This is a genomic window from Tsukamurella pseudospumae, assembly GCF_001575195.1.
GTDB classification, from domain to species: Bacteria; Actinomycetota; Actinomycetes; order Mycobacteriales; family Mycobacteriaceae; genus Tsukamurella; species Tsukamurella pseudospumae.
In genome coordinates this window covers 108,581-130,248 of record NZ_LSRF01000056.1, presented here as the reverse complement: position 1 = coordinate 130,248, position 21,668 = coordinate 108,581, and the positions used below count along the sequence as shown (strand labels likewise).

Annotated in this window: 20 protein-coding genes and 2 pseudogenes; 9 read left to right on the top strand and 13 right to left on the bottom strand. The window is 70.7% G+C overall.

Translation table 11 applies throughout. The annotated features are described in order from the left end of the window. Positions 1-2 precede the first annotated feature (2 nt). The 7 genes from AXK60_RS15050 to AXK60_RS15020 form a co-directional block, all read right to left on the bottom strand. A complete protein-coding gene (locus AXK60_RS15050) occupies positions 3-1,010 on the bottom strand; it encodes a uroporphyrinogen decarboxylase/cobalamine-independent methonine synthase family protein (protein ID WP_068572124.1) in 1,008 nt (335 codons plus the stop codon). Next, positions 1,003-2,100 carry a tRNA 2-thiouridine(34) synthase MnmA gene (mnmA, locus tag AXK60_RS15045; protein ID WP_068572122.1) on the bottom strand — a complete coding sequence of 366 codons (1,098 nt, stop codon included), beginning with the start codon at positions 2,098-2,100 and terminating at the stop codon, positions 1,003-1,005. The genes AXK60_RS15050 and mnmA overlap by 8 nt, the downstream gene beginning before the upstream one ends. Beyond that, complete coding sequence (locus AXK60_RS15040) at positions 2,100-3,305, bottom strand: cysteine desulfurase family protein (protein WP_068572119.1); 1,206 nt, start codon at positions 3,303-3,305, stop codon at positions 2,100-2,102. Before AXK60_RS15040 ends, mnmA begins: the two co-directional genes overlap by 1 nt. Before the next feature lie 65 nt (positions 3,306-3,370). After that, a complete protein-coding gene (locus AXK60_RS15035) occupies positions 3,371-4,243 on the bottom strand; it encodes a lysophospholipid acyltransferase family protein (RefSeq protein ID WP_068572118.1) in 873 nt (290 codons plus the stop codon). A 3-nt stretch (positions 4,244-4,246) separates the two neighbouring features. After that, positions 4,247-5,038, bottom strand: coding sequence for a GNAT family N-acetyltransferase (locus AXK60_RS15030; RefSeq protein ID WP_068572116.1), 792 nt, complete (start codon positions 5,036-5,038; stop codon positions 4,247-4,249). A 102-nt stretch (positions 5,039-5,140) separates the two neighbouring features. After that, a complete protein-coding gene (locus AXK60_RS15025) occupies positions 5,141-5,956 on the bottom strand; it encodes an NUDIX hydrolase (RefSeq protein WP_068572110.1) in 816 nt (271 codons plus the stop codon). Positions 5,957-5,995: 39 nt separating this feature from the next. Further along, on the bottom strand, positions 5,996-6,325 hold the full coding sequence (locus tag AXK60_RS15020) for a hypothetical protein (RefSeq protein ID WP_068572108.1): 330 nt from the start codon (positions 6,323-6,325) through the stop codon (positions 5,996-5,998). 93 nt (positions 6,326-6,418) lie between these two features. Between AXK60_RS15020 and AXK60_RS15015 the strand changes: the two genes are divergently transcribed. Further along, entirely contained in the window at positions 6,419-6,835 is a 417-nt protein-coding gene (locus AXK60_RS15015; RefSeq protein WP_082778054.1) for a MarR family winged helix-turn-helix transcriptional regulator, read from the top strand. Positions 6,836-6,933: 98 nt separating this feature from the next. Continuing rightward, positions 6,934-8,634: pseudogene (locus tag AXK60_RS27975) on the top strand (FAD-dependent oxidoreductase); the annotation flags it as partial. A gap of 202 nt (positions 8,635-8,836) precedes the next feature. Here the strand turns inward: AXK60_RS27975 and AXK60_RS27085 are convergent. Then, a complete protein-coding gene (locus tag AXK60_RS27085) occupies positions 8,837-8,977 on the bottom strand; it encodes a hypothetical protein (RefSeq protein ID WP_175400038.1) in 141 nt (46 codons plus the stop codon). Positions 8,978-8,992: 15 nt separating this feature from the next. On the opposite strand from AXK60_RS27085, the gene AXK60_RS15000 reads away from it, so the two are divergent. The 5 genes and pseudogenes from AXK60_RS15000 (at position 8,993) to AXK60_RS14985 (ending at position 14,665) form a co-directional block, all read left to right on the top strand. Next, a complete protein-coding gene (locus tag AXK60_RS15000; protein ID WP_342342458.1) occupies positions 8,993-10,327 on the top strand; it encodes an oxygenase MpaB family protein in 1,335 nt (444 codons plus the stop codon). 99 nt (positions 10,328-10,426) lie between these two features. Then, a pseudogene (locus tag AXK60_RS27970) lies at positions 10,427-10,573 on the top strand (LacI family DNA-binding transcriptional regulator); the annotation flags it as partial. Positions 10,574-10,624: 51 nt separating this feature from the next. Beyond that, positions 10,625-11,419, top strand: a complete 795-nt coding sequence (locus AXK60_RS14995) for a substrate-binding domain-containing protein (RefSeq protein ID WP_244881117.1) — start codon at positions 10,625-10,627, stop codon at positions 11,417-11,419. 242 nt (positions 11,420-11,661) lie between these two features. Continuing rightward, complete coding sequence (locus AXK60_RS14990; RefSeq protein ID WP_068572101.1) at positions 11,662-12,513, top strand: SGNH/GDSL hydrolase family protein; 852 nt, start codon at positions 11,662-11,664, stop codon at positions 12,511-12,513. Positions 12,514-12,592: 79 nt separating this feature from the next. Next, complete coding sequence (locus tag AXK60_RS14985) at positions 12,593-14,665, top strand: CocE/NonD family hydrolase (RefSeq protein ID WP_068572099.1); 2,073 nt, start codon at positions 12,593-12,595, stop codon at positions 14,663-14,665. A 23-nt stretch (positions 14,666-14,688) separates the two neighbouring features. On the opposite strand, the gene AXK60_RS14980 is transcribed toward AXK60_RS14985, so the two are convergent. Continuing rightward, on the bottom strand, positions 14,689-15,171 hold the full coding sequence (locus AXK60_RS14980) for an HXXEE domain-containing protein (protein ID WP_068982542.1): 483 nt from the start codon (positions 15,169-15,171) through the stop codon (positions 14,689-14,691). Positions 15,172-15,193: 22 nt separating this feature from the next. On the opposite strand from AXK60_RS14980, the gene AXK60_RS14975 reads away from it, so the two are divergent. Next, positions 15,194-15,817: a TetR/AcrR family transcriptional regulator gene (locus AXK60_RS14975; protein WP_068572095.1), complete on the top strand. Its 624-nt coding sequence runs from the start codon at positions 15,194-15,196 to the stop codon at positions 15,815-15,817. Here AXK60_RS14975 and AXK60_RS14970 read toward each other — a convergent pair. Beyond that, positions 15,774-16,982 carry a DUF418 domain-containing protein gene (locus tag AXK60_RS14970; protein ID WP_068572094.1) on the bottom strand — a complete coding sequence of 403 codons (1,209 nt, stop codon included), beginning with the start codon at positions 16,980-16,982 and terminating at the stop codon, positions 15,774-15,776. The genes AXK60_RS14975 and AXK60_RS14970 overlap by 44 nt on opposite strands. 80 nt (positions 16,983-17,062) lie before the next feature. Further along, positions 17,063-18,682 carry a multicopper oxidase family protein gene (locus tag AXK60_RS14965; RefSeq protein ID WP_068572091.1) on the bottom strand — a complete coding sequence of 540 codons (1,620 nt, stop codon included), beginning with the start codon at positions 18,680-18,682 and terminating at the stop codon, positions 17,063-17,065. A gap of 161 nt (positions 18,683-18,843) precedes the next feature. On the opposite strand from AXK60_RS14965, the gene AXK60_RS14960 reads away from it, so the two are divergent. Further along, entirely contained in the window at positions 18,844-19,959 is a 1,116-nt protein-coding gene (locus AXK60_RS14960) for a sensor histidine kinase (protein WP_068744759.1), read from the top strand. 7 nt (positions 19,960-19,966) lie between these two features. Here AXK60_RS14960 and AXK60_RS14955 read toward each other — a convergent pair whose 3' ends face one another. Further along, a complete protein-coding gene (locus AXK60_RS14955; RefSeq protein WP_217491785.1) occupies positions 19,967-20,611 on the bottom strand; it encodes a response regulator in 645 nt (214 codons plus the stop codon). A gap of 76 nt (positions 20,612-20,687) precedes the next feature. After that, entirely contained in the window at positions 20,688-21,644 is a 957-nt protein-coding gene (locus AXK60_RS14950; RefSeq protein ID WP_068572089.1) for an electron transfer flavoprotein subunit alpha/FixB family protein, read from the bottom strand. Positions 21,645-21,668 lie beyond the last annotated feature (24 nt).

Below are 21,668 nucleotides of genomic sequence, written 5' to 3'. Positions count from 1 at the left end.
GGCTACCCGACCGAAGCCTCCGCCAAGACCGATCGAATCTCCTTGCAGGCGTCCAGAATCGGGCGAATCCCGGGCGAACCGGGCGAACCGCACACGGGAGTGACGGTGGCGCGGGTCAGATCGCGGCGCGGCAGGCCGATCTCGTCGTACACGCGCAGCGCGGGCGCCGCGAGGTCGGCGGGCGAGCGCCGGCCGGGCACCGTCGGGGCCAGTCCGAGGCCGATCACCGGGCGCGACTCGACGAGCTCGCCGAATCCCTCGTAGTCCGCGGCGGCGAGGCGGGTGACGTCGACGAGCGCACCGTCGACCGGTACCCGGCGCACCACGTCCCAGACCACGCGGCCGCACAGGTGCAGCAGGACCGGCGCACCCGCGTCGTGGACGGCGTCGACCACCCCCGCGAGCAGCTCGGCAGCCTCGATCGCGGGGACGGCCCGGACCGGGTCGAGCTTGGTCAGCGCCGGGACGGTGCCGTGCACGACCGACCACATCGACGGCTCGTCCAGCTGCAGCACGACGTCCGCACCGCACCGTCGGCGCAGGTCCGCGACGTGCCGCACCACGCCCTCCGCGAGCGAGGCCACGATGTCGCGCATCGCGCCGCGGTCGCGGGCCACCCGGTGGCCGTTCGGCAGCTCGAGGCCGGCGGCCAGGGTCAGCGGGCCCGCCACCTGCGCCTTAACGGTCCCCGAGCCGCGCCGACGGGCGAGCTCGTAGGCCTCCTCGAAGGCGTCGAGGTCGCGCTCGAGATAGTCGCCGGCGAGCCGCGCGACGCGGCCGTCGGGCACACCGATCCGATAGCCCGTGGTGGAGACGTCGAATCCGATGTCGACGAGCAGGGCGGCGCTGCGGCCGATCATGTCGGCGCCGATCCCCCGGTTCGGGAGCTCGGGCAGGAAGGGCACCTCCAGCTCACCGACGACGGTGCCTGCCGCCTCCCGCGGGTCCGTGCCCGGCACCGAGCCGATCCCCGTCACGCCGCCGACCAGCGGTGCGAGGGGATCAGACATGTGCCGCGTCGTGCGCTGTCGAGCGGATCGTGCCGGAGCCGAGCACCAGGTCACCGTTCTCCGCATCGACGGCGTACAGCACCGCGGCCTGCCCCGGGGCCACGCCGCGCAGCGGCTCGCGCAGGTCGAGGATCAGGCGATCGCCGTCGGCGCGCGCGGTGACCGGCGCGAGCCCGCCGTGCGCGCGGACCTGCACCATCGCGTCGACGGGGCCCTCGGGCGCCGCTCCGGAGGTCCAGACGGCACCGTCGGCGACGATCCGCGTGACGTCGAGCTGCTCACCGGACCCGACTCGGACCTCGCCGGACTCGGCGTCGATGGCGGTCACGTACCGGGGCGCACCGTCGGGTCCCGGGCCGGGCAGGCCGAGGCCCTTGCGCTGGCCGATGGTGAACTCGTGCACGCCCGCGTGCTCGCCGAGGCGCTCGCCGGTCGCGGCGTCGACGACGGCGCCGGGCCGGACGCCGATCCGGGCGCCGAGGAAGGCCTGCGTATCGCCGGACGGGATGAAGCAGATGTCGTGGCTGTCCGGCTTGTCGGCGACGGCCAGGCCGCGGCGCGCGGCCTCCTCGCGGATCGCCGGCTTGGGGGTGTCGCCGACGGGGAACATCGCGCGGGCGAGCTGCTCCGCGGTGAGTACCGCGAGCACGTAGGACTGGTCCTTGTCGGCGTCGACCGCGCGGCGGAGCTCGCCGCCGTCCAGCCGCGCGTAGTGGCCCGTGGCGACGGCGTCGAAGCCGAGGGCGTAGGCCCGCTCGGCGAGCGCGGAGAACTTGATCTTCTCGTTGCAGCGCAGGCACGGGTTCGGGGTCTCCCCCGCGGCGTACGCGGCGACGAAGTCGTCGATCACGTCTTCGCGGAAGCGATCGGCGAAGTCCCACACGTAGAACGGGATGCCGAGCACGTCGGCCGCGCGGCGGGCGTCGCCCGCGTCCTCCTTGGAGCAGCAGCCGCGGGAGCCGGTGCGCAGTGTGCCGGGGGCCTCGGACAGCGCGAGGTGCACGCCGACCACGTCGTGCCCCGCCTCGACGGCCCGCGCCGCCGCGACGGCCGAGTCCACTCCGCCACTCATCGCGGCCAGAACGCGCATCAGCGGGTCCCGGTGGAGGCCAGGCCCGCCGCACGGGCGCGGTCCACGACCTGGCCGAGCGCGTCGAGCACCGCGTCGATGTCGGCCTCGGTGGTCTCGGGGCCGAAGGAGAAGCGCAGCGATCCGCGGGCGGTCGCCGGACCGGAGCCCATCGCCTCGAGGACGTGGCTGACGCGGGCGACGCCGGCGCTGCAGGCCGAGCCCGTGGCGCATTCGATGCCGCGGGCGTCGAGCAGCATGAGCAGCGAGTCGCCCTCGCAGCCGGCGAAGGAGACGTGCGCGATCCCCGGCAGGGCGGGAATGCCGTGCGCGGCACCGCCGTTCGCGATCGTGGCCTCGAACCGGCGGACACCGTCCAGCAGTCGGTCGCGGAGCGCGGCGCGGCGCGGCGATTCGTCGTCCATCCGGGCCACGGCCACCCGCAGCGCCGCGGCCATACCCGCCACGCCCGCCACGTTCGGGGTGCCGGAGCGCAGGTCGCGCTCGTGGCCGCCGCCGTGCGCCAGCGGCACGAGGGAGACATTGCGGCCGATGAGCATCGCGCCGACGCCCTGCGGGCCGCCGAACTTGTGCGCCGCATTGGTGAGCACCGCCAGGCCACTGGCATCGAAGTCGATCGGCACGTGGCCCGCCGCCTGGGTGGCGTCGGAATGCATCGGCACGCCGTCGCGGGCGCACTCGGCGGCGAGCTCGGCGATCGGCTGCAGCGTGCCCACCTCGTTGTTCGCCCACATCACGCTGACCAGTGCGACGGTGCCGGCGGCCTCGTCGAGCGCGGCCCGCAGGTCCGCGGGGTCCACCAGGCCGCGGTGGTCGACGGGCAGCAGCACGACGTGTGCGCCCTCGTGCTCGCCGAGCCACTCGACCGCGTCCAGCACGGCGTGGTGCTCGATCGCGGAGGCGATCACCGTGACGGCGGCGGGGTTCTCAGCGCGGCGGGCCCAGTACAGGCCCTTGACGGCCAGGTTCACGGCCTCGGTGCCGCCACCGGTGAAGACCACCTCGGACGGGCGCGCGCCCAGGTCGCGGGCGATCGACTCGCGGGACTCCTCGAGGATGCGACGCGCGCGCCGGCCGGAGCCGTGCTGCGACGAGGCGTTGCCCGGACGCGCGGCGGCCTGCGTCATCGCCGCCAGCGCCTCGGGCACCATGGGGGTGTCCGCGGCGTGGTCGAGGTACACGGGGTTCTCGCGGTCGGGAGTCATCGCGTCCCAAGAATACGCGGATAACGCGCGGCAGCGTTATTCGCACGCACACCCCGATCCCGCACCTACGCGGCGAGCGGCAGGCGCACCTCGGGCTCACTGAACTCGGCGTCGGCGAACACCGATGCCTCGGCCCGCGCGGCCAGGGCCCCGCGGCCGGCGATCGCCCAGTCACCCGCGGCGATCACCTCGGTCGCGTGGACGCGCACCGCCACGCCGCGCGCCCCGATCACCCGGGCGAGCGTCGTGACCTCGGTGTCGGATCCGACGTACGCGGCGACGGCGCTCTGCCGCGCGCCCCGCGCCGGGCCGGGCAGCCGCATCGAGTACCGCAGCGAGACCGGCACCACGTCGGCACTCGCATCGATCGCCGCCTGGAAGAACGCGGGCCGGAACTCACCACGATGGAATCCGCAGTACGTGGTGCCCTCGGGGAACAGTGCCACGGTGCTGCCGTCCCGGAGCAGCTCTGCCACGTGCTCGACGGTACCGGGGAGTTCCGTCAGGCGTTCGCGGCGCAGCGGGATCGCCCCGAACGCGCGCATGAGGACCGCGATCGGCCGCGCGTCGAAGATGTCGGCCTTCGCGACGAACGCGGCGGGCGCGATCGAGGCGATGGCCACGATGTCGAGCAGCGACTGGTGGTTGGCGACGACCAGCGACCGGAGCGGCACGTTGCCCACCGGCTCGACCCGTACGCCGAGCGACCACAGCATCGCCCGGGCGCACCCGCGGATCATCGTGCGGCGCGTCGGTCCGCCGAACGGGTAGGTCAGGCCCAGGGCGAGCAGCCCCGTCAGGACGACGATGCCGAAGGCGGCCCACCGGACGATCCGCAGCCAGCGCGCCGCCACCTGGGGTTCTGCTGCCGAGCAGCCGCCGTCGCACTCCGACTGCTGCTGCCAACCGTGCTTGCGCAGGGTTCCGACGGGGATCATGATCTAGAGGCTCCCCGCCGCCTGCTGCAGCCGTTCCAGGTAGCGCACGTTGAACCGGGTGCGGTCGATGATCATCGGGAAGTCGGCGACGTCGAAGACCGGATCGAAGCTCGGCGCGCCGAGGATCTCGGCGTTCATCCGCAGGTAGCCGGTGACGAGCGGCGGGAAGGTCCGGCGCGACGCCGGCGCGGCGGTGATCTCCTCGACGCGGTTGCGGGGCGTCACCGTCCACTCGGCGCGGTGCTTGGCGTCGACCAGTTCGCGCACCGCGCGGACCGTCGCGCCGCGGTCGTACCCCTCGTACTGCATCGGGACGCTGACGGCGCCCATCGCGTAGCGGATGCCGCGCAGGTCGCTGTAGGCGAGCAGGCCCGCCCACATGAGGCACAGCACTCCGCCTGAGCGGTGATCGGCGTGCACACAGGCGCGGCCCATCTCGAGGGTCTCCGGGCGGATGTGGTCGAGGGCGCCGAGGTCGAACTCCGTCGCCAGGTACAGGCCGCCGGCGGCGATCGCGCCCGGGGGCGGGAGGATGCGGTAGCAGCCGACGATCGTCTCGCTGGGCTTGTGCCGGATGATCAGGTGGTCGCAGAACTCGTCGAAGCGGTCGGCGTCGCGGCCGTCGGTGACGCCGGCCATCGAGGCCTCGAAGCCGGGCTCCGAGCCGAAGACCTCGAAGCGCAGTCGCTGCACGGTCTCGATGTCCTCGTCGCGGGTGGTGAGTACGACCTCGTACTCGGCACCGTCGATCAATGTCTCTGAGGCCGGGCTCCGGCCGATGACCAGTGTTGCCATGCGCTCACAGTGGGCGCGCGAGACGACGGGGCGGTGAACCGCGACCGAGCGGGTCGGTGAACCCTTGCCGAACGAGGGTGAATTCCGGGCTACGCCCCGGTGCTACAGCACCGGCGGAGTGGTGTTCGAGGACATCGCCGCCAGGTAGTCGGCGGCCTCGGCGAACCGCAGCGAGTCGATCGCGCCGCCCAGCGGCAGCTCGGGCTCGACGGGCTCGATCACGCGCTCGGCCGCCAAGAGGTCGGCGACGGTGCGGTGCTCGGCCACGGCGCGCAGTTGGGACCAGGTGGGCGGGAGCAGGAAACAGCGGCCCGCGGAGAAGTCCGCGAGGGCCTGCGCGGCGGTCCGCCAGCCGGCCTCCTCGACCTCGCTCGTGCGGTCGTCGGCCCGCTGGCCCTCCGGGAGGGCGGCGAGGAAGAACCGGGTGTCGTAGCGACGCTTCTCGTTCTTCGGGGTGATCCAGTGCGCGAGCGGCCGCAGCAGATCGGCGCGGAGCACGAGGCCCTCGTCGCGGAGGAACTGCGCGAGGGAGATCTCCTTCGCCTCGAGCCGTCCCCGGGCCGGCGCGAGCGCCGCAGCGTCGGGAGCGGCACCGTCGGAACCGGTGACCAGCAGGACGCCGCACTCCTCGAAGGTCTCGCGGACGGCCGCGCAGACCAGCTGGCGGGCGTCGCGCTCGGCCACACCGAACCGTTCCGCCCACCAGGACGCCGCGGGCCCCTCCCAGGCCAGGTCGGCATCGCCGTCGCGGGGGTCGACGCCGCCGCCCGGGAACACCGTCATCCCGCCCGCGAAGGCCATCTGCTGCACGCGGCGCTGCAGGAAGACCTCGATCCCGTCCGCGCCGTCGCGGACGAGGACGACGGTGGCCGCGTCCCTCGGGACCGGCGGGGCGGGATTCTCGGCGTGGGAGGTCATTCGGTCACCGTAGCGGACGCCGCGACGGCGCCGGCCGTCTCAACCGAGTTCGAGCGCGCGGTCGAGGTCGGTCGTGTGGCAGCGAGTCTCCCGGAGCTGCGCGTCGACGGCGTCCGGGCCGGTCAGGGCGTCGATCGCGGCGTCGACGGCGCGGAGGTAGGCGCGCTCGTACCCCGCGCCGTAGTCGTTCGCGGCGGCCGCGAGACGGTCACGGGACGGCGCCGGGGCCGCGACGCCCTCGAGGATCCGCAGGTACAGGTCGCCGACATCGCCGCCGGCCGCAACGGGCAGCTCGAGGTCTCCGGCGGTCATCTCGGAGAGGGAGGCGGCGAGGTCGCGGGCCGCGTGGCGCAGTGCTGAGGTGTCCATGATCCCCCGTAGGTTCGTGTCGAGAGCGTGAAGCGGTTCATGCACCACGGTAGACGATATCGCTCTACCGCGGTAGATCATTAGGAGGTTCACGTGCCGGACGCACCGCCGAGCGGACCCGACCTGGCCGCGCTGCTCGCCCGCCTGTTCCCCCGCCTGATGGCGCTCGAGGAGCCGATCCTCGCCACGACGGGGGTCACGATGTGGGAGTACGCGATCCTCGGCGAACTGGTCGCGGACACGGCGCTGTCGCAGGTCGAGCTGTCCCGACGCACCGGGCGCGACACCACGAGGCTCGGGAAGCATCTCACCGCTCTCAAGTCGCGCGGACTCGTCTCCCGCGACCGCGCCCCGGACGGGCGGCAGCGCACCGTCGGACTGACCGACGCAGGCCGGGCCGTGCAGGCGCAGGCGAAACGGGAGATCCGCGCGGCGGAGGACGCGCTCCTGGCGGAGAACCTCTCCCCCACACAGGCCGCCGAGCTGCGCCGACTGCTCGCCGCCCTGTAGGTCGCACGAGCGGCGCGTAATAAGAACACGTTGCACCGCCCCCGGACAGCCGTGTACGTTCACGTCGATATTTGCAATCGCAATCGCGACGGGGTGGCATGACCGACGGCACGACGACGCACGGGGCGAGCAGGACGAGCGGGCCGGTGCCCGCCATCACGCGACGGAGCCTACTGACGGGAGCGGCCACGACCGCCCTGATGACGGTCGCGGGAACGGGCGCGTACGCCGCGCCGGTCCGGAAACCCGGGGCGGCCCGGGGCCGTTCGGTCGCCGTCTTCGGGGCCGGCATCTCGGGGCTGACCGCCGCGCACGAGCTCGTCGAGCGCGGTTTCGAGGTGGACGTCTACGAGCGCTGGCCGATCCTGGGCGGGAAGACCCGCGGCTGGTCGATCCCCGGGACGGGTACGCGGGGCCGGCTGGATCTGCCGCGCGAACACGGCTTCCGGTTCTTCGGCGGTTTCTACAACAACGTCACCGACTCGATGCAGCGCATCCCGCGGCCCGAGACCAAGGACACCTGTTACGACTCGCTGAGATTCCTCGCCGACACCCAGCGCGGATTCAACTGGCACGGACTCGGTCTGGCGGCGAGCAACGGCGTCGGCAGTTCACTCGTCGCGGGGCTGCCGATCAACACCCCCGGCCCGATCGACCCGACCTTCCTGGCCGACCCGGCCTACCTGGCGACCACCGTCGGCAACGCCTTCGGCGTGCTGCAGGGCCTGGAGCTCAAGCTCGTCCCCGACATGCTGTTCTTCCTGCAGCGGGTGCTGGCGTACATCACCAGCAGCGAGATCCGGAAGCAGGAGCAGTGGGACAAGATCAGCTGGTGGGACTACATGGAGGCGGACCGGCGCTCCGAGTACTTCCGCACGATCTTCATCCAGACGGTGACCCAGCTCCTGCAGGCGAGCAAGGGCAGGAAGACCTCGGTGAAGTGCGTGGGCAACATCGGCGACGCCTTCCTGTGGAACGGCCTGGGGCAGGGCATCACCGACCGCAACGGCTGGATCATCCGTCTGCTGGACGGCCCGACGGGACAGGTGTGGATCGATCCGTGGGTGCGGCATCTCCAGTCGCTCGGCGTCCGCTTCCACACGGGGCAGTCGCTGCAGTCCTTCGACCTGATCGGGACCGCCATCGGCGCCGCGTACGTCGCGGACGAGGCCGGGAACCGCAGTCGGGTGGATGCGGACTGGTACCTCACCGCGATGGGGCCCAAGCAGCTCACGCCGATCCTGGGCGGTGAGCGGTTCGCCGCCGTCGACCCGAAGCTGGGCATGCTCAAGGACCTCGACGCCGGCTGGGAGAACAACCTGCAGTTCTACTTCAAGCGGTCACCGCTCCGCGCGCACACGGCCGTGTACATGCCCGATCACCCCTGGCAGATGTCCGGCGTGAATCTCGGTTTCCAATGGCGGGATTCGATCGACGGGCGCTACGGCGACGGCGGAGTCACCCAGATCATGTCGCTCATCGTCTCGGACTGGTTCTCCAGCGGCCCGGGCATGACCGTCGTGAACAAGCCCGCCTCGCAGTGCTCTCGCCAGGAGGTGTTCGCCGAGGTGTGGGGCACGATCAAGAAGCGCTTCGGCGATGTCGAGCCGGCGTTCCGGGACGAGAACCTGATGCACTGGGACACCGACCCCGGACTCGTCTGGTCCGCGGACGGGCGACGGGTGCTCCGCAACGACGATCCCTTGTCCACCAACGAGGTCAACACCTGGCACAAGCGACTCGACGGGTCGACGAAGATCTCGAACCTCTTCGTGGGCGGCGACTTCCTGCAGAACAGTCTCACCTCCGGGTTCATGGACGCCGCCGGCGAATGCGGGCGGTTGGCCGCCCGGGCCCTGCACCGCGCCTCGGATCGACGCGGCAAGGAGGTCGAGGTCTTCGAGTACTACCGTCCGCCGCAGCTCGAGGGCATCAAGGCCGACGATGCCGCGCGGTTCCGAAAGGGCCTGCCCAACATCTTCGAGACCGACACCGGCCCGATCAACGCCACCGGGTGGTCCAGGAGGCCGCGGTACGGGCGGGTGTCTCCGCGGCGGTCCTTCCTCGGTAGCGCGCGGCGGGCCGACCGGCTCCGGCGCGGCCACGCAGCGGGTCGTTGCCCTGCGCGGACACCTCTGCCATCGTGGAATCAGCCGCTTGTTCGTCGAGGAGCCGTCGATGGTCGTGCACTACCCCGCGCTCGCCGCGCGCGTCCGCAGCCAGGCCGTGCTGCAGCCCGCGCTGTACGGCGCCGTCGACTTCGCGACCACACCGTACCGGCACACCGCCGATCCAGGAACGCGGTCGACGCTGCACCCCCGCATGGGTCGACGGGCCGCGACGCTCGACGACGAGCGGATCGTCGAGTTGATCGGGATCACCACTCTCCTCGGCGATGTCGTCGCCGACCCGTACGCCGCGCTCGAGCCGCGGTACGGTACGAAGACGCTCGTCGCCATGTTGCGACGCGCCTGCGCGAAGGGAGTGGACGCGGTACCCGAAGCCCCCGACGAGCTCCGGGCGTTCCTCGCCGCGATGGAGACGCCGCCCACATGGCTCAACATGGAACTCGTCGAGGAGGGCGCCCGACTCGCCCGCGTCGGCGCGGCGCTGACCTCTCCTTTCATCACCCGCGGTGTGTTCCTCGCGACCTTCCTCAACACCTATGCCGCGCTGCCGATGTCGCTCACCGGGGCGCTCACCGGCAAGCGCGCGGCGCGCCGGATCAACGAGACGGCGAACTTCTTCGCCGTCACCACGCTGCCGGGCGCACTCGAGCGTCGCGGCGAGGGCTTCGAGGCCGCGGCGATGGTGCGCCTCATGCACTCGACGGTGCGGTTCCACGCGTTGACGCGGCCCGGGGCGTGGAACCGCGAGGTCTACGGCATCCCGATCCCCCAGGTCGATCAGATGCCCGCGGGCACCGTCGGCAGCTACCTCCTCGCACTCAAGGCCCGGCGGCGGTGTCGCGACTTCGACGCGTCCGAGCGCGCGATCATCGAGTTCAACCGCTATCGCTGCTTCCTCCTGGGGCTACCCGAGGAACTGTTGCCCACCACCGCCGAGGGCATCATCGGGATCTTCCACGGGCGGGCCGCCCTCCTCCGCGACGACTTCGACGGCGACACCTGCGGCGCGCTCGTCCGATCGTCCATGGACGCGTACCTCCGGCCACACCGCACCCCGTTCGATCTCGCCGCGAGTCGCGTCGAGAAAGCCTGGAGCAAGACCTCGTTCGCGATCGCCTTCTGCGGCGGGCGCCCGGCCAAGGCCGCACGAATGGGGGTCGACTTCACGCCCGGCGACCTGGCACTGGTCGCCATGACCGCCCCGTTCATCGTCGGCAGGACCATCGGCGCCGAGATCGGAGCGCGGAATCCGCGCGTTCACCCGGCCGTGGACCGATACCTGACCCGACTGATCCGCCGGCGCCTCGCTACCTACGGGCATCCCGAGTTCGTGTCCGACGGTGCCACCTACACCCGAGCCTGAGCAGCGAATCCGCAACACCACGCCTCCGATCGCGACTGATAAGTTGGACTTGGACCGGCATCGACGGAACCTGTCGGTGCGACCAGGTGCTCAGGAGGAGTGTTGGCTCGGGTCACCAGCATCGATGTCGCTCGAGCGGCCGGCGTCTCGCAGACCACGGTGAGTTTCGTTCTCAACGGCAAGAACGAGCACGGAATCTCGAGCGTCACCCGGCAGTTGGTCCTCGAGACCGCGCAACGACTCGGCTACGCACCGTCCGCGGTTGCGCGCGCGTTGCGCACCGGCCGTAGCCATGTCGTGGCGTTCCTCCTGACTGATGCACCCATGTCGGTTCCCTTCGCTCGATTCAGACGCGAGGTGACCGCCGCTCTGCAGGCCAGGGGCTTCACGTGCGTCTTCATCGAGCTCACCGGATTGACCGGAGGGGCCAGCGCCGTGTGGCAACACCTGCAGCCGGCCGTCGTCATTTCCACAGCGCCGTTGCCCGAGCAGGATCACCGAGCCCTGACCAGCTTGGGAGTGAAGATCATGGACGGTGCACTGAGTTCCGCGGACGCCTCCATCGCGGGACTTGATCAGCGCGCAGTAGGGCGCCTGCAGGTTCGGCACCTCGCCGAACGAGGACACCGGAAGATCGGTTTCGCCGCGGTGGAGGAACCGCAGGATCAGCCCTTCTGCCTGCCCCGATTGGAGGGCGCTCGCGAACAGTGCCGGGAACTGGGCCTGGCCGAGCCGGCGGTGGAGGTGATGGACTACTCGCTGCCTCGCGCGTCGGCGGCGGTGGCACGCTGGCATGCGGGCGATTCCCCGGTGAGCGCGGTGGCCGCGTACAACGACACGGCGGCAGTGGCGATCCTGGGCGCATGCCGTCTCGGCGACCTCGCCGTGCCCGGCGAGCTGGCGGTCGTCGGTGTCGACGACGAGCCGATCGCCGCATTGACCGTGCCCCCACTGACCACGATCGCCATCGATCTGACGGTCAGTGCCCGCGCCCTCGCGGCCTCCATCGTCGCACTGGCACTGGATGGTTCACCCGAGCCGACCACCGGAACGCCCGAGTCGTTGACCGTGATTCACCGCGAGTCCTCCTGACGCGTCCGATCCCCCGAGTCGGTGCATCACTGGGCAACGGCCCCCTGACGTAGAACTCGTCATCAGACACCCCTGTCGGCGACTGTTGCCAGGATTCCTAATACGTATTAGTGTGACGGGCAACACGCAGCGTCGGCCACTCATCGACGACACGTGACCTCCTGTCCCCTCGGCCGACACCCGCCCTGGCCGTCATGACAACGACTCCACTGCTTCAACTTTCAATACGAAGGTGATCAACGATGCGCTCAGCCGCTTACCGTGCACTGCTCCTTGCTTCGGCCGGGCTACTGATCTTCCCCGCCCCTGCCTTCGCAGCCCCGGGTTCGGGAGCACAGAACCCCTCGCACCGCACCGGTGCAGAATTCGTCACGATCGGAGACTCCTACATCGGAACCGGCTCGGTCGCAGCGACGATTCCGGGCGACTGCCTTCAGGCTTCCGACAGCGTGGGGCGGCTCGTCGCGGCGAAGATGCCGCAGGTCACCTTCGGCGAATGGGCCTGCGGCGGTGCCGACACCCGCGACATCACCCAGCGCACGCCGATGGGCCCGCAGGTCGACGCTTTGAGCACGTCCACGAAGTACGTCGCGGTCCAGATCGGCGGCAACGACGGCACGGTCTTCAACCGCCTGATCACCAACTGCATAGTCGCCGTCACCTGCACGCAGGCGTTCCGCAACGAGGCCGAGACCACGATCGCACAACTGCCCGGACGCCTGGACACGGCCTTCGCCGCGATCGCGCGGCGGGCACCGAAGGCCAGGATCGCCGTGCTCGGCTACGTGAAGATCCTGCCCGACGACCCCACGGGCTGCGTGCTCGAAGCCACCCCCGGGCGCGACGCTGTCGCCTTCGGCAACCGCGCCGAGCAGATGATCAACGATGAGGTCGCCGCCGCCGCCCGGCGCGCCGGGTTCATCTACGTCGACCCCACGGCGCGCGGCGATCATTCGATCTGCGCCCCGACCGGACAACGCTATGTGTCGATCACCGGCCTCGAGCCCGGCGAGAACGGCACTCCATTCCACCCCACCCAGCGCGGCCGCGAATTCATGGCGGCGAAGACCTACGCGGCACTGACAGCGCACTGACCCCGGCACACGCGGCACCGGCCACGGCGAGCCGGCATCCTGCACTCGCGCGCAGCGCTCACGACGAAGGAGAATCTCGATGAGCCCGACACGTCCGCACCTGCGGCTCGCCCTGGCGGCCGTGCTCGCCACGATCGCTCTGCTGGCGGCATCGGTCGGTGCGCCCGGGCTCGGCGGCCGCGCCGCCGCCGAGCCGTGGAAGCCGGGGCCGGGGGTCGCGGGACTCATCAATCCGGAGTGGACCGCCTCGCACGACGGACCGACCCGGTATCCACGGATGGCGACGGAGTGGGACGTGCCGATCCGCATGTCGGACGGCACCGTCCTGCGGGCCAATGTCTTCCGCCCCGCGGACGCAACGGGCCGAGCCACTGCCGACAAGACCCCGACCATCGTCAACGCGACCCCGTACACGAAGTTCGCCAGCACGCTCGCAACCGCGATCACCAACCTGCCGGTTCTGTTCCCTGCGCTCGTCGGTGCGCTGAACATGCTGAATTTCTCCGGGACCCCCATCGGCGGTGTCGACCAGCTGCGGAACGTACTCAACAGTGGCTTGCTGTACACGAGCTTCGCGGTGGACGAGAAGTTGGTAAGGAGCGGATACACCGTGGTGGTGGTCGACGTGCGCGGCACCGGTAACTCGCAAGGGGTGTGGGACGTCCTCGGCGCCCGCGAGCAACAAGACACCGTCGAGGTGCTCGGGTGGGCGCGCAAACAGGCCTGGGCCAACGGTCGCCTCGGCATGTTCGGTACGTCCTACTCCGCGATCAACCAGCTGCAGGCGGCTGCAACCGCGCCGGCAGGTCTCGACGCGATCTTCCCGGTCGTTCCGGGCGCAGACCTGGTGGCGGACATCATCGCCCCCGGCGGTGGGTTCGGCATCGGATTTCTCACCCCGTGGCTCGCAGGAGTGAACATTCTCAAGTTCATCCCCGACATCCGGTCGCTGCTCAACGGGACCTTCGACTGGAAGTGGCTGGCGGACCGGGTAGAGAATCCAGCTGTCTTCGTACCCGAACTGCTGACCGGTACCTTCTCGCCGACAGTCGACGGATTCACCACTCCCGTCAAGCAACTGGTCGACAAGAACTCGCCGCTGCGTGCGGCCTACCGAACACCGCTGGGGAAGATCACCACGCCGACCTTCGCCGTCGGCGCCTGGAACGACATCTTCACCAACACCGAGTGGCGCCTCCCCAACGATCTGAGCGCCCTTCCGACCAGCAAGAAGAAGCTCATCATGAGTGACGCCGCGCACGGCACCGTCACCAATGACATGGGCGGAGTGAACCAGCCGACGCGTGTCGACGTGCTGCAGAAGGCGTGGTTCGACAAGTGGCTCAAGGGCATCGACAACGGGATCGACAACTACGCGCCGGTCACGGTGCATCGACTCGGCGGTGACTGGGCACAGGGTGACAGCTTTCCGGAGTCGGGCCAGCGATATCAGCGCATGTATCTCTCGAGCGTGCCGTCGGGAACCGCACCGACCGCGCTGTCGGACAACAGCTTGCAGACATCACCGCCCAGGATCACGGCCCGCCGCACCGTCGGCCCCGGCCTGTCGACGCTGTGCTCGAACGACACCGGGCAGGCCATGTTCGGTCTCCTCGTGCTCACCGGCTGCACGAAGGACACCCGGGTAGCCGAGATGAACGGGCTGACTTTCACCTCAAAACCCGTATCGAAATCGACGGTGATCTCCGGGCCGATCAATCTTCGACTCACCACCACCCAGGATGCTCGGGACGCTTACTGGAGTGTCATCGTCACGGACGTCTCACCCGACGGCCGATCGGAGAAGATCAGTTCCGGGCAGCTCACCACCTCGCTACGCCGGATCGACGAGTCTCGCAGCATCCGCACGGACAGTGGGGACTACGCGGCTCCGTACTACGACCTCGACATGACACAGCGGCAGCTGGTCACACCCGGGCAAGTCGTCGAACTGGACATCGCGACGCACGCCACCAGCGCGGTGCTCAAGCCCGGCCATCGACTGCGGGTGGACGTCTTCGCGCTCAACCTGATCAAGGCGATGACGCTGGGTCCGGTCACCGCGGAGACGCAGCTCCGACCGCAGCACGTGCTCATCGACCCGCAGCGACCCAGCTACCTCGTGGTGCCGTCGGACCGCCCTCTCACGTAGCACCGCCGCCTGGGCACGCGCGCCTATCGAAGGCTCTTCCTGAGCAACGCCGTCACGCCGTACGAGAACCCGAGCCCGCCGACGAGGGCAGCCACTGCGTGCGGCGCGAGGTCTCGAGCGGACCGGCGGACACCCGCCCGATCCAATCGCGAGGACGCCCAGAGCCAGAAGGGCAGGACCGTCACCGGGACGGTCGCCACGCCGGGCGAATAGCCGTGCACCACTACGGAGTTCGCCGCGTGCGTGAAACCGTGCAGTCCGTACGCCAACAGCACCGACTGGTACAGCGTGGACCGCCCGTTCGTGCGGGCACCGTCGATCGCAGCACCGGCGACCAGAACCCCCATCACCGCGATGGCGGTCCGTGCCATCGCGTCCGACATCGGGATCCCGCGCGCACGGGCCCACGATCCCGTCGTCAGCCACTCCTCCGCGTCGTGAACAGCCCAGGCGGCGAACAGTCCGGCGGTGGTCGCCAGCGGCACCGTGGCATTACGTTCCGTCATGTAACGAAACTATACTGTCCTCATGCCGACGTCCAGCCCGGGCAGACCCCGCAGTGCCGCCGCAAAGCGGGCCATCGTCAATGCGACTCTGGCGGAACTGGAGGCGGTCGGGTACCAGGCGCTCACGATCGAAGCGGTTGCACGCCGCGCCGGTGTCGGGCGCCCCACGATCTACCGCCGTTGGCCGGATCGGGACGCACTGATCGTCGGCGCTCTGACGGCGACGGTGCCGCAGCCGGCGGCGCCGTCGACCGACGACCCGGTGGCCGACCTGCGAACATCGGTGGCCACGTTCATCAGCGGCATCGCCCGATCTCCCGCGGCGCGTGCAGTTCTCGCCGTCCACGCCGCGGCGGCGAACCGTCCGGACCTCCGCACGGCGCTGCACGAGCATTACCTGGCGCCTCGGAACGATGCCCTGGTATCCGCGATCGAGCGAGCCCGGGCCTCCGGCGCGATCGGCGCGGGCGTGACCGACGAGCAGGTGCGCGACCTACTGGTCGGACCCGCGATCTACCGCTGGCTCGTGATCGGCGAGGTACCGGACGCCGGCGAGCACGAGGTCCTGCTGGACCTCGCGCTCGCCGCGATCGCTCGGGACGTCAGCGGCCCCGGTTCTCCAGCAGCGTCGGGAGCCGGCGCATGATCCCTTCGAGCGGACCCGCGCTGCGGGTGCGGAACCAGAGCGTCGCGAAGACGAAGGCACCGACGGTGAACGCGAGCCACATCGCGGTACCGCGCCAGTCGGTTTCGAGCCACGCCTCCTGACGGGAGTCCTGCACGGTGTGCAGCAGCACGAACACCGCGGCGATGTGGAGACAGTACAGCGACAGGGACATCCGGCCCATCCGCGCGATCGGGGCGAACAACCTCGGCGCCGCGGCGCCCACGAGGAGGCACGTGCCGATCAGCGTGAGAGCGAAGCCGATGTTGCCGATGATCTCCAGCTGGGTGCCGGAGTGCGGCTGTGCCCCGAGGTATCGGTAGGCATCGCTCCAGGCCCAGCCCCAGGCGTCGCGGTCGGCGTCGCCGGCTGCGGGCACGCCGCCCGCGGTGACGACCGCACCGAACCCGTCGAAGACCGTGCCCGTGATCGCGCCGAGCACCCACGCCACCGGGTAGGCGAGCATCAGTGCCGCGCCGGCCGCCAGCATCCGGCGCGCCGTGTCCCGCGAGTCGAGCGCGAGCCGTCCGATCGCGATACCCGCTGCGAGATAGGCGATCCAGATCAGAACCGGATAGTTCCCGGTTGCGAGCAGCTTCGAGAACTCCGCATCGGGATCGCCGAATCGCGTGATCAGCGCCACCGCAGCGGCGTTCGCGAACGGGCCCACCAGAGCCGCACCCACCGCGACGGCGACGAGCGCCCTCCTGCTCAGGGAGAACAGCGGCAGCGCGAGCCAGAACAACACCGCGTACGTGGCGAGGATGATCGAGATGTGCACGCCGAGCGTGACGAGCACACCGCCCACGAAGAACAGGAAGACACCGCGGTAGACGATCTCCCGCCGCCGGGTCGCGAGGGCGTCGCCGGTCCGGCCGCGGGTCATGAGGCCCAGGCCGAGCCCGGACAGGATGACGAAAAGCGCCGAGGAACGCCCGACGACGATGCCGTCCCAGGTGGACGCGTCCAGGAGTACGAACTCCTGCTTGCGGCCGACGTGGGCGTAGAACATGCCGATCACGGCGAGCGCGCGGGCGAGGTCGAGGCCGATCATCCGCGCGGCGGACCGTCGGGGCTCGGCGCTGAGACGGGGCGCGGCAACCGGGGGCGTGGGGCGGCCGGCGACCGGGATGGTGTTCGTGGTCATGATGTTTCACCTTCTGCGGGCGCACGGATGAGCCCGCGTCGGATCGTTCCGGGTGGCGGTACGGGGTTCTCGGGTGGCGGTCAGTGGCCGCCGTGGGGCGCGGCGGACGCCCCGGAGGGCGCCGCGGACGCGGACGACGACGGCATCGACATCCCCGGCATGCCGGGCATCTCCAGCCGGGTGGGTGCGGACTGCCCCTTCGCGGCGACGACGAATTGGCCCATCATTCCCTTGTCCTCATGGAAGAGCAGGTGGCAGTGGTACATGTAGGGCATCGTCAGGTCGGTGTAGTCGGTGAACCGCATCGCGAGCGAACACGTGTCGCCCGGCGCGAGATAGACGGTGTCCTTCCACCCGCGCAGGTGCGCCGGCGGGGTCTTCCCGTTGAACGCGGTGATCTGGAACTGCACGTCGTGGACGTGGAAGTTGTGCGGCCAGTTGTCCTTGTTGCGCACCGTCCAGACCTCGGTGGTGTCGACGACGGGCGCCAGGTCGATGCGGCTCATGTCCATCCGCTCGCCGTTGATCATGTACCACTGCAGATCGAAGGACCGCGACGCGGGAACCGGCGCCGCCGCACCCGCCGCGAGCGGCGCGATGGTGCTCAGCACACGAGGCACCGGACCCGCGCCCGCCTCGAACACGTCGGCACCCACGAGTTCCAGGACGTCCAGGGTGTCGTCCTGACCGTACTGGCGCGCGATCCCACCGGACATCCTGCCGCGCTGGGAGATCGGGTACGAGCGCAGCATCGTGCGCTCCCCCGCGGTCACGGTGACGACGATCTCCGCCCGTTCGCCCGGGCTGAGCATGAGCCGGTCCATCGGTACTGGGGCCGCGAGCAGCCCACCGTCGGAGGCGATCGTCTCGAACCGCCGACCGTCGGCGAACCCGAACTCGAAGCAGCGCGCCGACGCACCGTTGAGCAGTCGCAACCGCATCCGCTCGCGACGCGCGAGCAGGCTCGCGCCCGCGACGCCGTTCGTGATCGCCGTGGGCCCGAGGAGACCGGTCTCGCCCGGCTCCGTCTCGTCCAATTCGCCGTCGGGCGTGAACTTCCGGTCCTGCACGACGACGGGGATGTCGTCGACGCCGTACTCGGACGGCAGGCCCAGGCGGTCCTGCTCGTCGTCGTCGAGGAGGAAGAAGCCGGAGAGCCCGCGGTACACGTGCTTCTCGGTGACGCCGTGCGGATGGGGGTGGTACCAGAGCGTCGAGGCCCGCTGGTGCACCGTCCATTCCGCGTTCCAGGTGCTTCCGGGTTCGACCATCTGGTGCGGGCCGCCGTCGGCGCGGGCCGGGACGTGCATGCCGTGCCAGTGCACGCTCGTCGCCTCCGCGAGGCGGTTGCGCACCGTGACCGCGACCTTCTCGCCGTCGCGGGCGCGCAGCGTGGGGCCGAGGATGTCGCCGTTGAAACCCCAGGTGGCGCTCCGCTTCCCGGCGACGATCTCCGAACCACCCGCCTGCGCAGTCAATTCGAACCGGCGCACGCCGTCGGCACCCACCACCGACCGCGCCAGCGGCGGGACGGGCAGGGCACGACGCCCGCCCGGCAGCGACGGTGCCGCCGGCACGGCTGAGGTGCGGCACGCCGTGAGTGCGGCGCCGGCGAGGGGCGCGGCGATCAGGGCGGTCAGGAAGGTCCGGCGGGTACTGCCGGCGACGGCTCGTGGCCGCTCGGCGATGTCGTTGGTCATGCCTTCCAGCGTCGTCGGCGGCGACGCCGCGCGACTCCGCCCTTCGGACAAGCTTTCCGGGCAGCGGACTAGCCGGGAGGGGGTTGACATCGGTGGACGCGGCAGTTATAGACGCAGGTCGTGGCTTTCCGGTGGGCCCGACGGTGCCGTACGGTGCTGCCATGTCACGCACCAGTTGGACCGTCGGTGTGCGGGTCGCTCCCCTCGTGGTCGTGCCCGTGCTACTCGCGGTCAGCGTGTACCCCGGACGCTTCCACGCCTCCCCCGCGTACATCGCCGGATCGATGCTCGCCGCAGGGCTGTTCGTCCTCGGCGGCCGCGCCCCGTTCGCCGTCTCGCTCGTGCTGTCCGTGCTCTGCGGATGGCTGCTGTCCGTGGAGGCGTGGGGACCGGCAGGACTAGTCCCGTACCTCGCCGCGCTGGCCCTCGCCGAACTCGCGGCGTCGCGACGTCCCCGGTGGCAGGTCGCTGCGGCGACCGCGGTCTGGGCCGCCTCCTATGTCATCGGCTCGGTCCTCGACGACCAGCAGCACACCCTGATCCGGGTGCTCGCCGAAACCATCAGTTTCGTCGGACTACCGCTCGTCGGCGGTCTGTACATGCGGGAACGGTTCACCCAGGCCGAGCGCGAACGACGCGAGCTCGAACTCGAAGCGCTGCACGCCCGCCGGGACGAGCGCGCCGCCCTCGCGCGGGAGCTGCACGACCTCATGGCCCACCACATGTCGGCCATCTCGCTGCGGGTGGGCGTGGCGCGCACCGTCTACGCCGGGATCGATCCGGGCCTCGACGAGGTCCTGTCGGACATTCACGGGACCGCGACCGACTCCCTCGCGGACATCCGCCGGCTCCTCGCGGCACTGCGCGAACGGGATGCGCTCCAGGACCGGACGATCGACGACACCAAGACGGAGATCCGACGCGCCGTCGAACGCACCGTCGACGCCGGTTTCGACGTGCGGACGACCATCGACCTGGGCGACGACGAGCCCGCCGCGATCGACGCGCTCACGCTGGTGCGGGTGGTCCAGGAATCTCTCACGAACATCATGAAGCACGCGCCGCGCGGTGCGGCGGTCACCGTCGACGTGGGCAGGTCCGACGGTGCCTGGCGGGCCCGGGTGGTCAGTCCCCTTCCTGCACAGGCGCAGCGCGGGCACGGCTACGGCTTGGCCGGGATGGCCGAGCGGGCGGAACTCGCCGGCGGAAGCATCACCGCGGGCCCCGAGGGCGATCAGTGGGTCGTCGCGCTCACCCTGCCGACCCGTGCGACGTAGGTGAGTCTCAGCCCCGAGTGGCGAAGCGCGCCAGCTCGACCCGCGAGCCGGCACCGGTCTTCTGCCGGAGGTTCGCGATGTGCGCCTTGACGGTCGACTCGGCCACGTGCAACCGGCCCGCGATCGCCGCGTTGCCCAGTCCCTCGGCGACGAGCGCCAGTACCTCGGCCTCGCGATCGGTGAACGGCACAGCGGGTTCTTCCGCCGGCGCCGCCGGGGGCGCCGTCCGGGCGCGGAGGGCATCGTCGAGCACCCGACGTGCGGGCCCGGGCGACATGGGCACCTCCCCGCCCAGCGCGCGCCGCAGGCCGTCCAGCAGCGCCTCGGGCGCGATGTCCTTGACCAGGAACCCGACCGCGCCGGCGGCCAGGGCCGGGTACATGTGCTCGTCGTCGTCGAAGGTCGTCAGCACCACGATCCGAGCGGCCGGGTCCGCGGCGATGATCTGCTCGATACCCCGGACACCGTCGACCCCCGGCATCCGCAGGTCCATGAGCACGATGTCGGGCGCGAGCTCGCGGTAGGCGCGCGCCGCCTCGTCGCCATTGGTCGCCTCGCCCGCGACATAGAAGTCCGGCGCCGCGGTGAGCAGCATCGTGAGGCCGTCGCGGATCAACCTCTGGTCGTCGACGATCAGGACGCTGCTGTTCACGGCACGATCCTAGACACGAACGAGCCCCGCCCGGAGATCCGGACGGGGCTCGCTGCGCTGGAGCGGGTAACGCGACTCAGCCCTTGTGCGCCTTGACGGCCTCGGTGAGCTGCGGGGCGACGTCGAACAGGTCGCCCACGATGCCGTAGTCGGCGATCTCGAAGATCGGGGCCTCTTCGTCCTTGTTGACGGCCACGATGGTCTTCGAGGTCTGCATGCCGGCGCGGTGCTGGATGGCGCCCGAGATGCCCAGGGCGATGTACAGCTGCGGCGACACGGTCTTGCCGGTCTGGCCGACCTGGAACTGGCCCGGGTAGTAGCCCGAGTCGACGGCGGCGCGCGAGGCGCCGACGGCGGCACCCAGCGAGTCGGCGAGCTCCTCGACGACCGAGAACTTCTCGGCCGAACCCACGCCACGACCACCGGAGACGACGATCGTCGCCTCGGTGAGCTCCGGACGGTTTCCGCCCTGGATCGGCTGCTTCGCGGTGATCTTCACGGCGTTCTCCGCCTCGGCCGGAACCGCGACGTCGACGATCTCACCGGCGCCGGCGACACCGTCGGCCTCGATGGCGCCCGGGCGCAGCGAGGCGACCGGGGTGTCGCCACCGGCGGTGGCGTCGACGGTGAACGCGCCACCGAAGATCGAGTGGGTGGCGGCGCCACCGGGGCCGAAGGCGATCGCGTCGGCGACCAGGCCGGAGCCGAGGCGCGCGGCGACGCGGCCGGCCACCTCCTTGCCCTCGAACGTGGCGGCGGTGAGAACCGCTGCGGCGCCCTGGCTCTCGGCGAGCTCGGCGAGCACGCCGACCTTCGGGGTCACCAGGTAGGCGTCGGCCTCGGCCGACTCCGCGCGGTAGATCTTGGCGGCGCCGGCGGCCTTGAGCTGATCGGCGATCGCGTCGGTGGTGCCGGGGGCGCCCACGACGACGGCGGCCGGCTCACCCAGGGCCTTGGCGGCGGTCAGCAGCTCGGCCGTGACCTTCTTGAGCTTCCCGTCGACCTGCTCGACGAGGACGAGTACGTCTGCCATAACGGCTTCTCTCCTTAAGAGTGG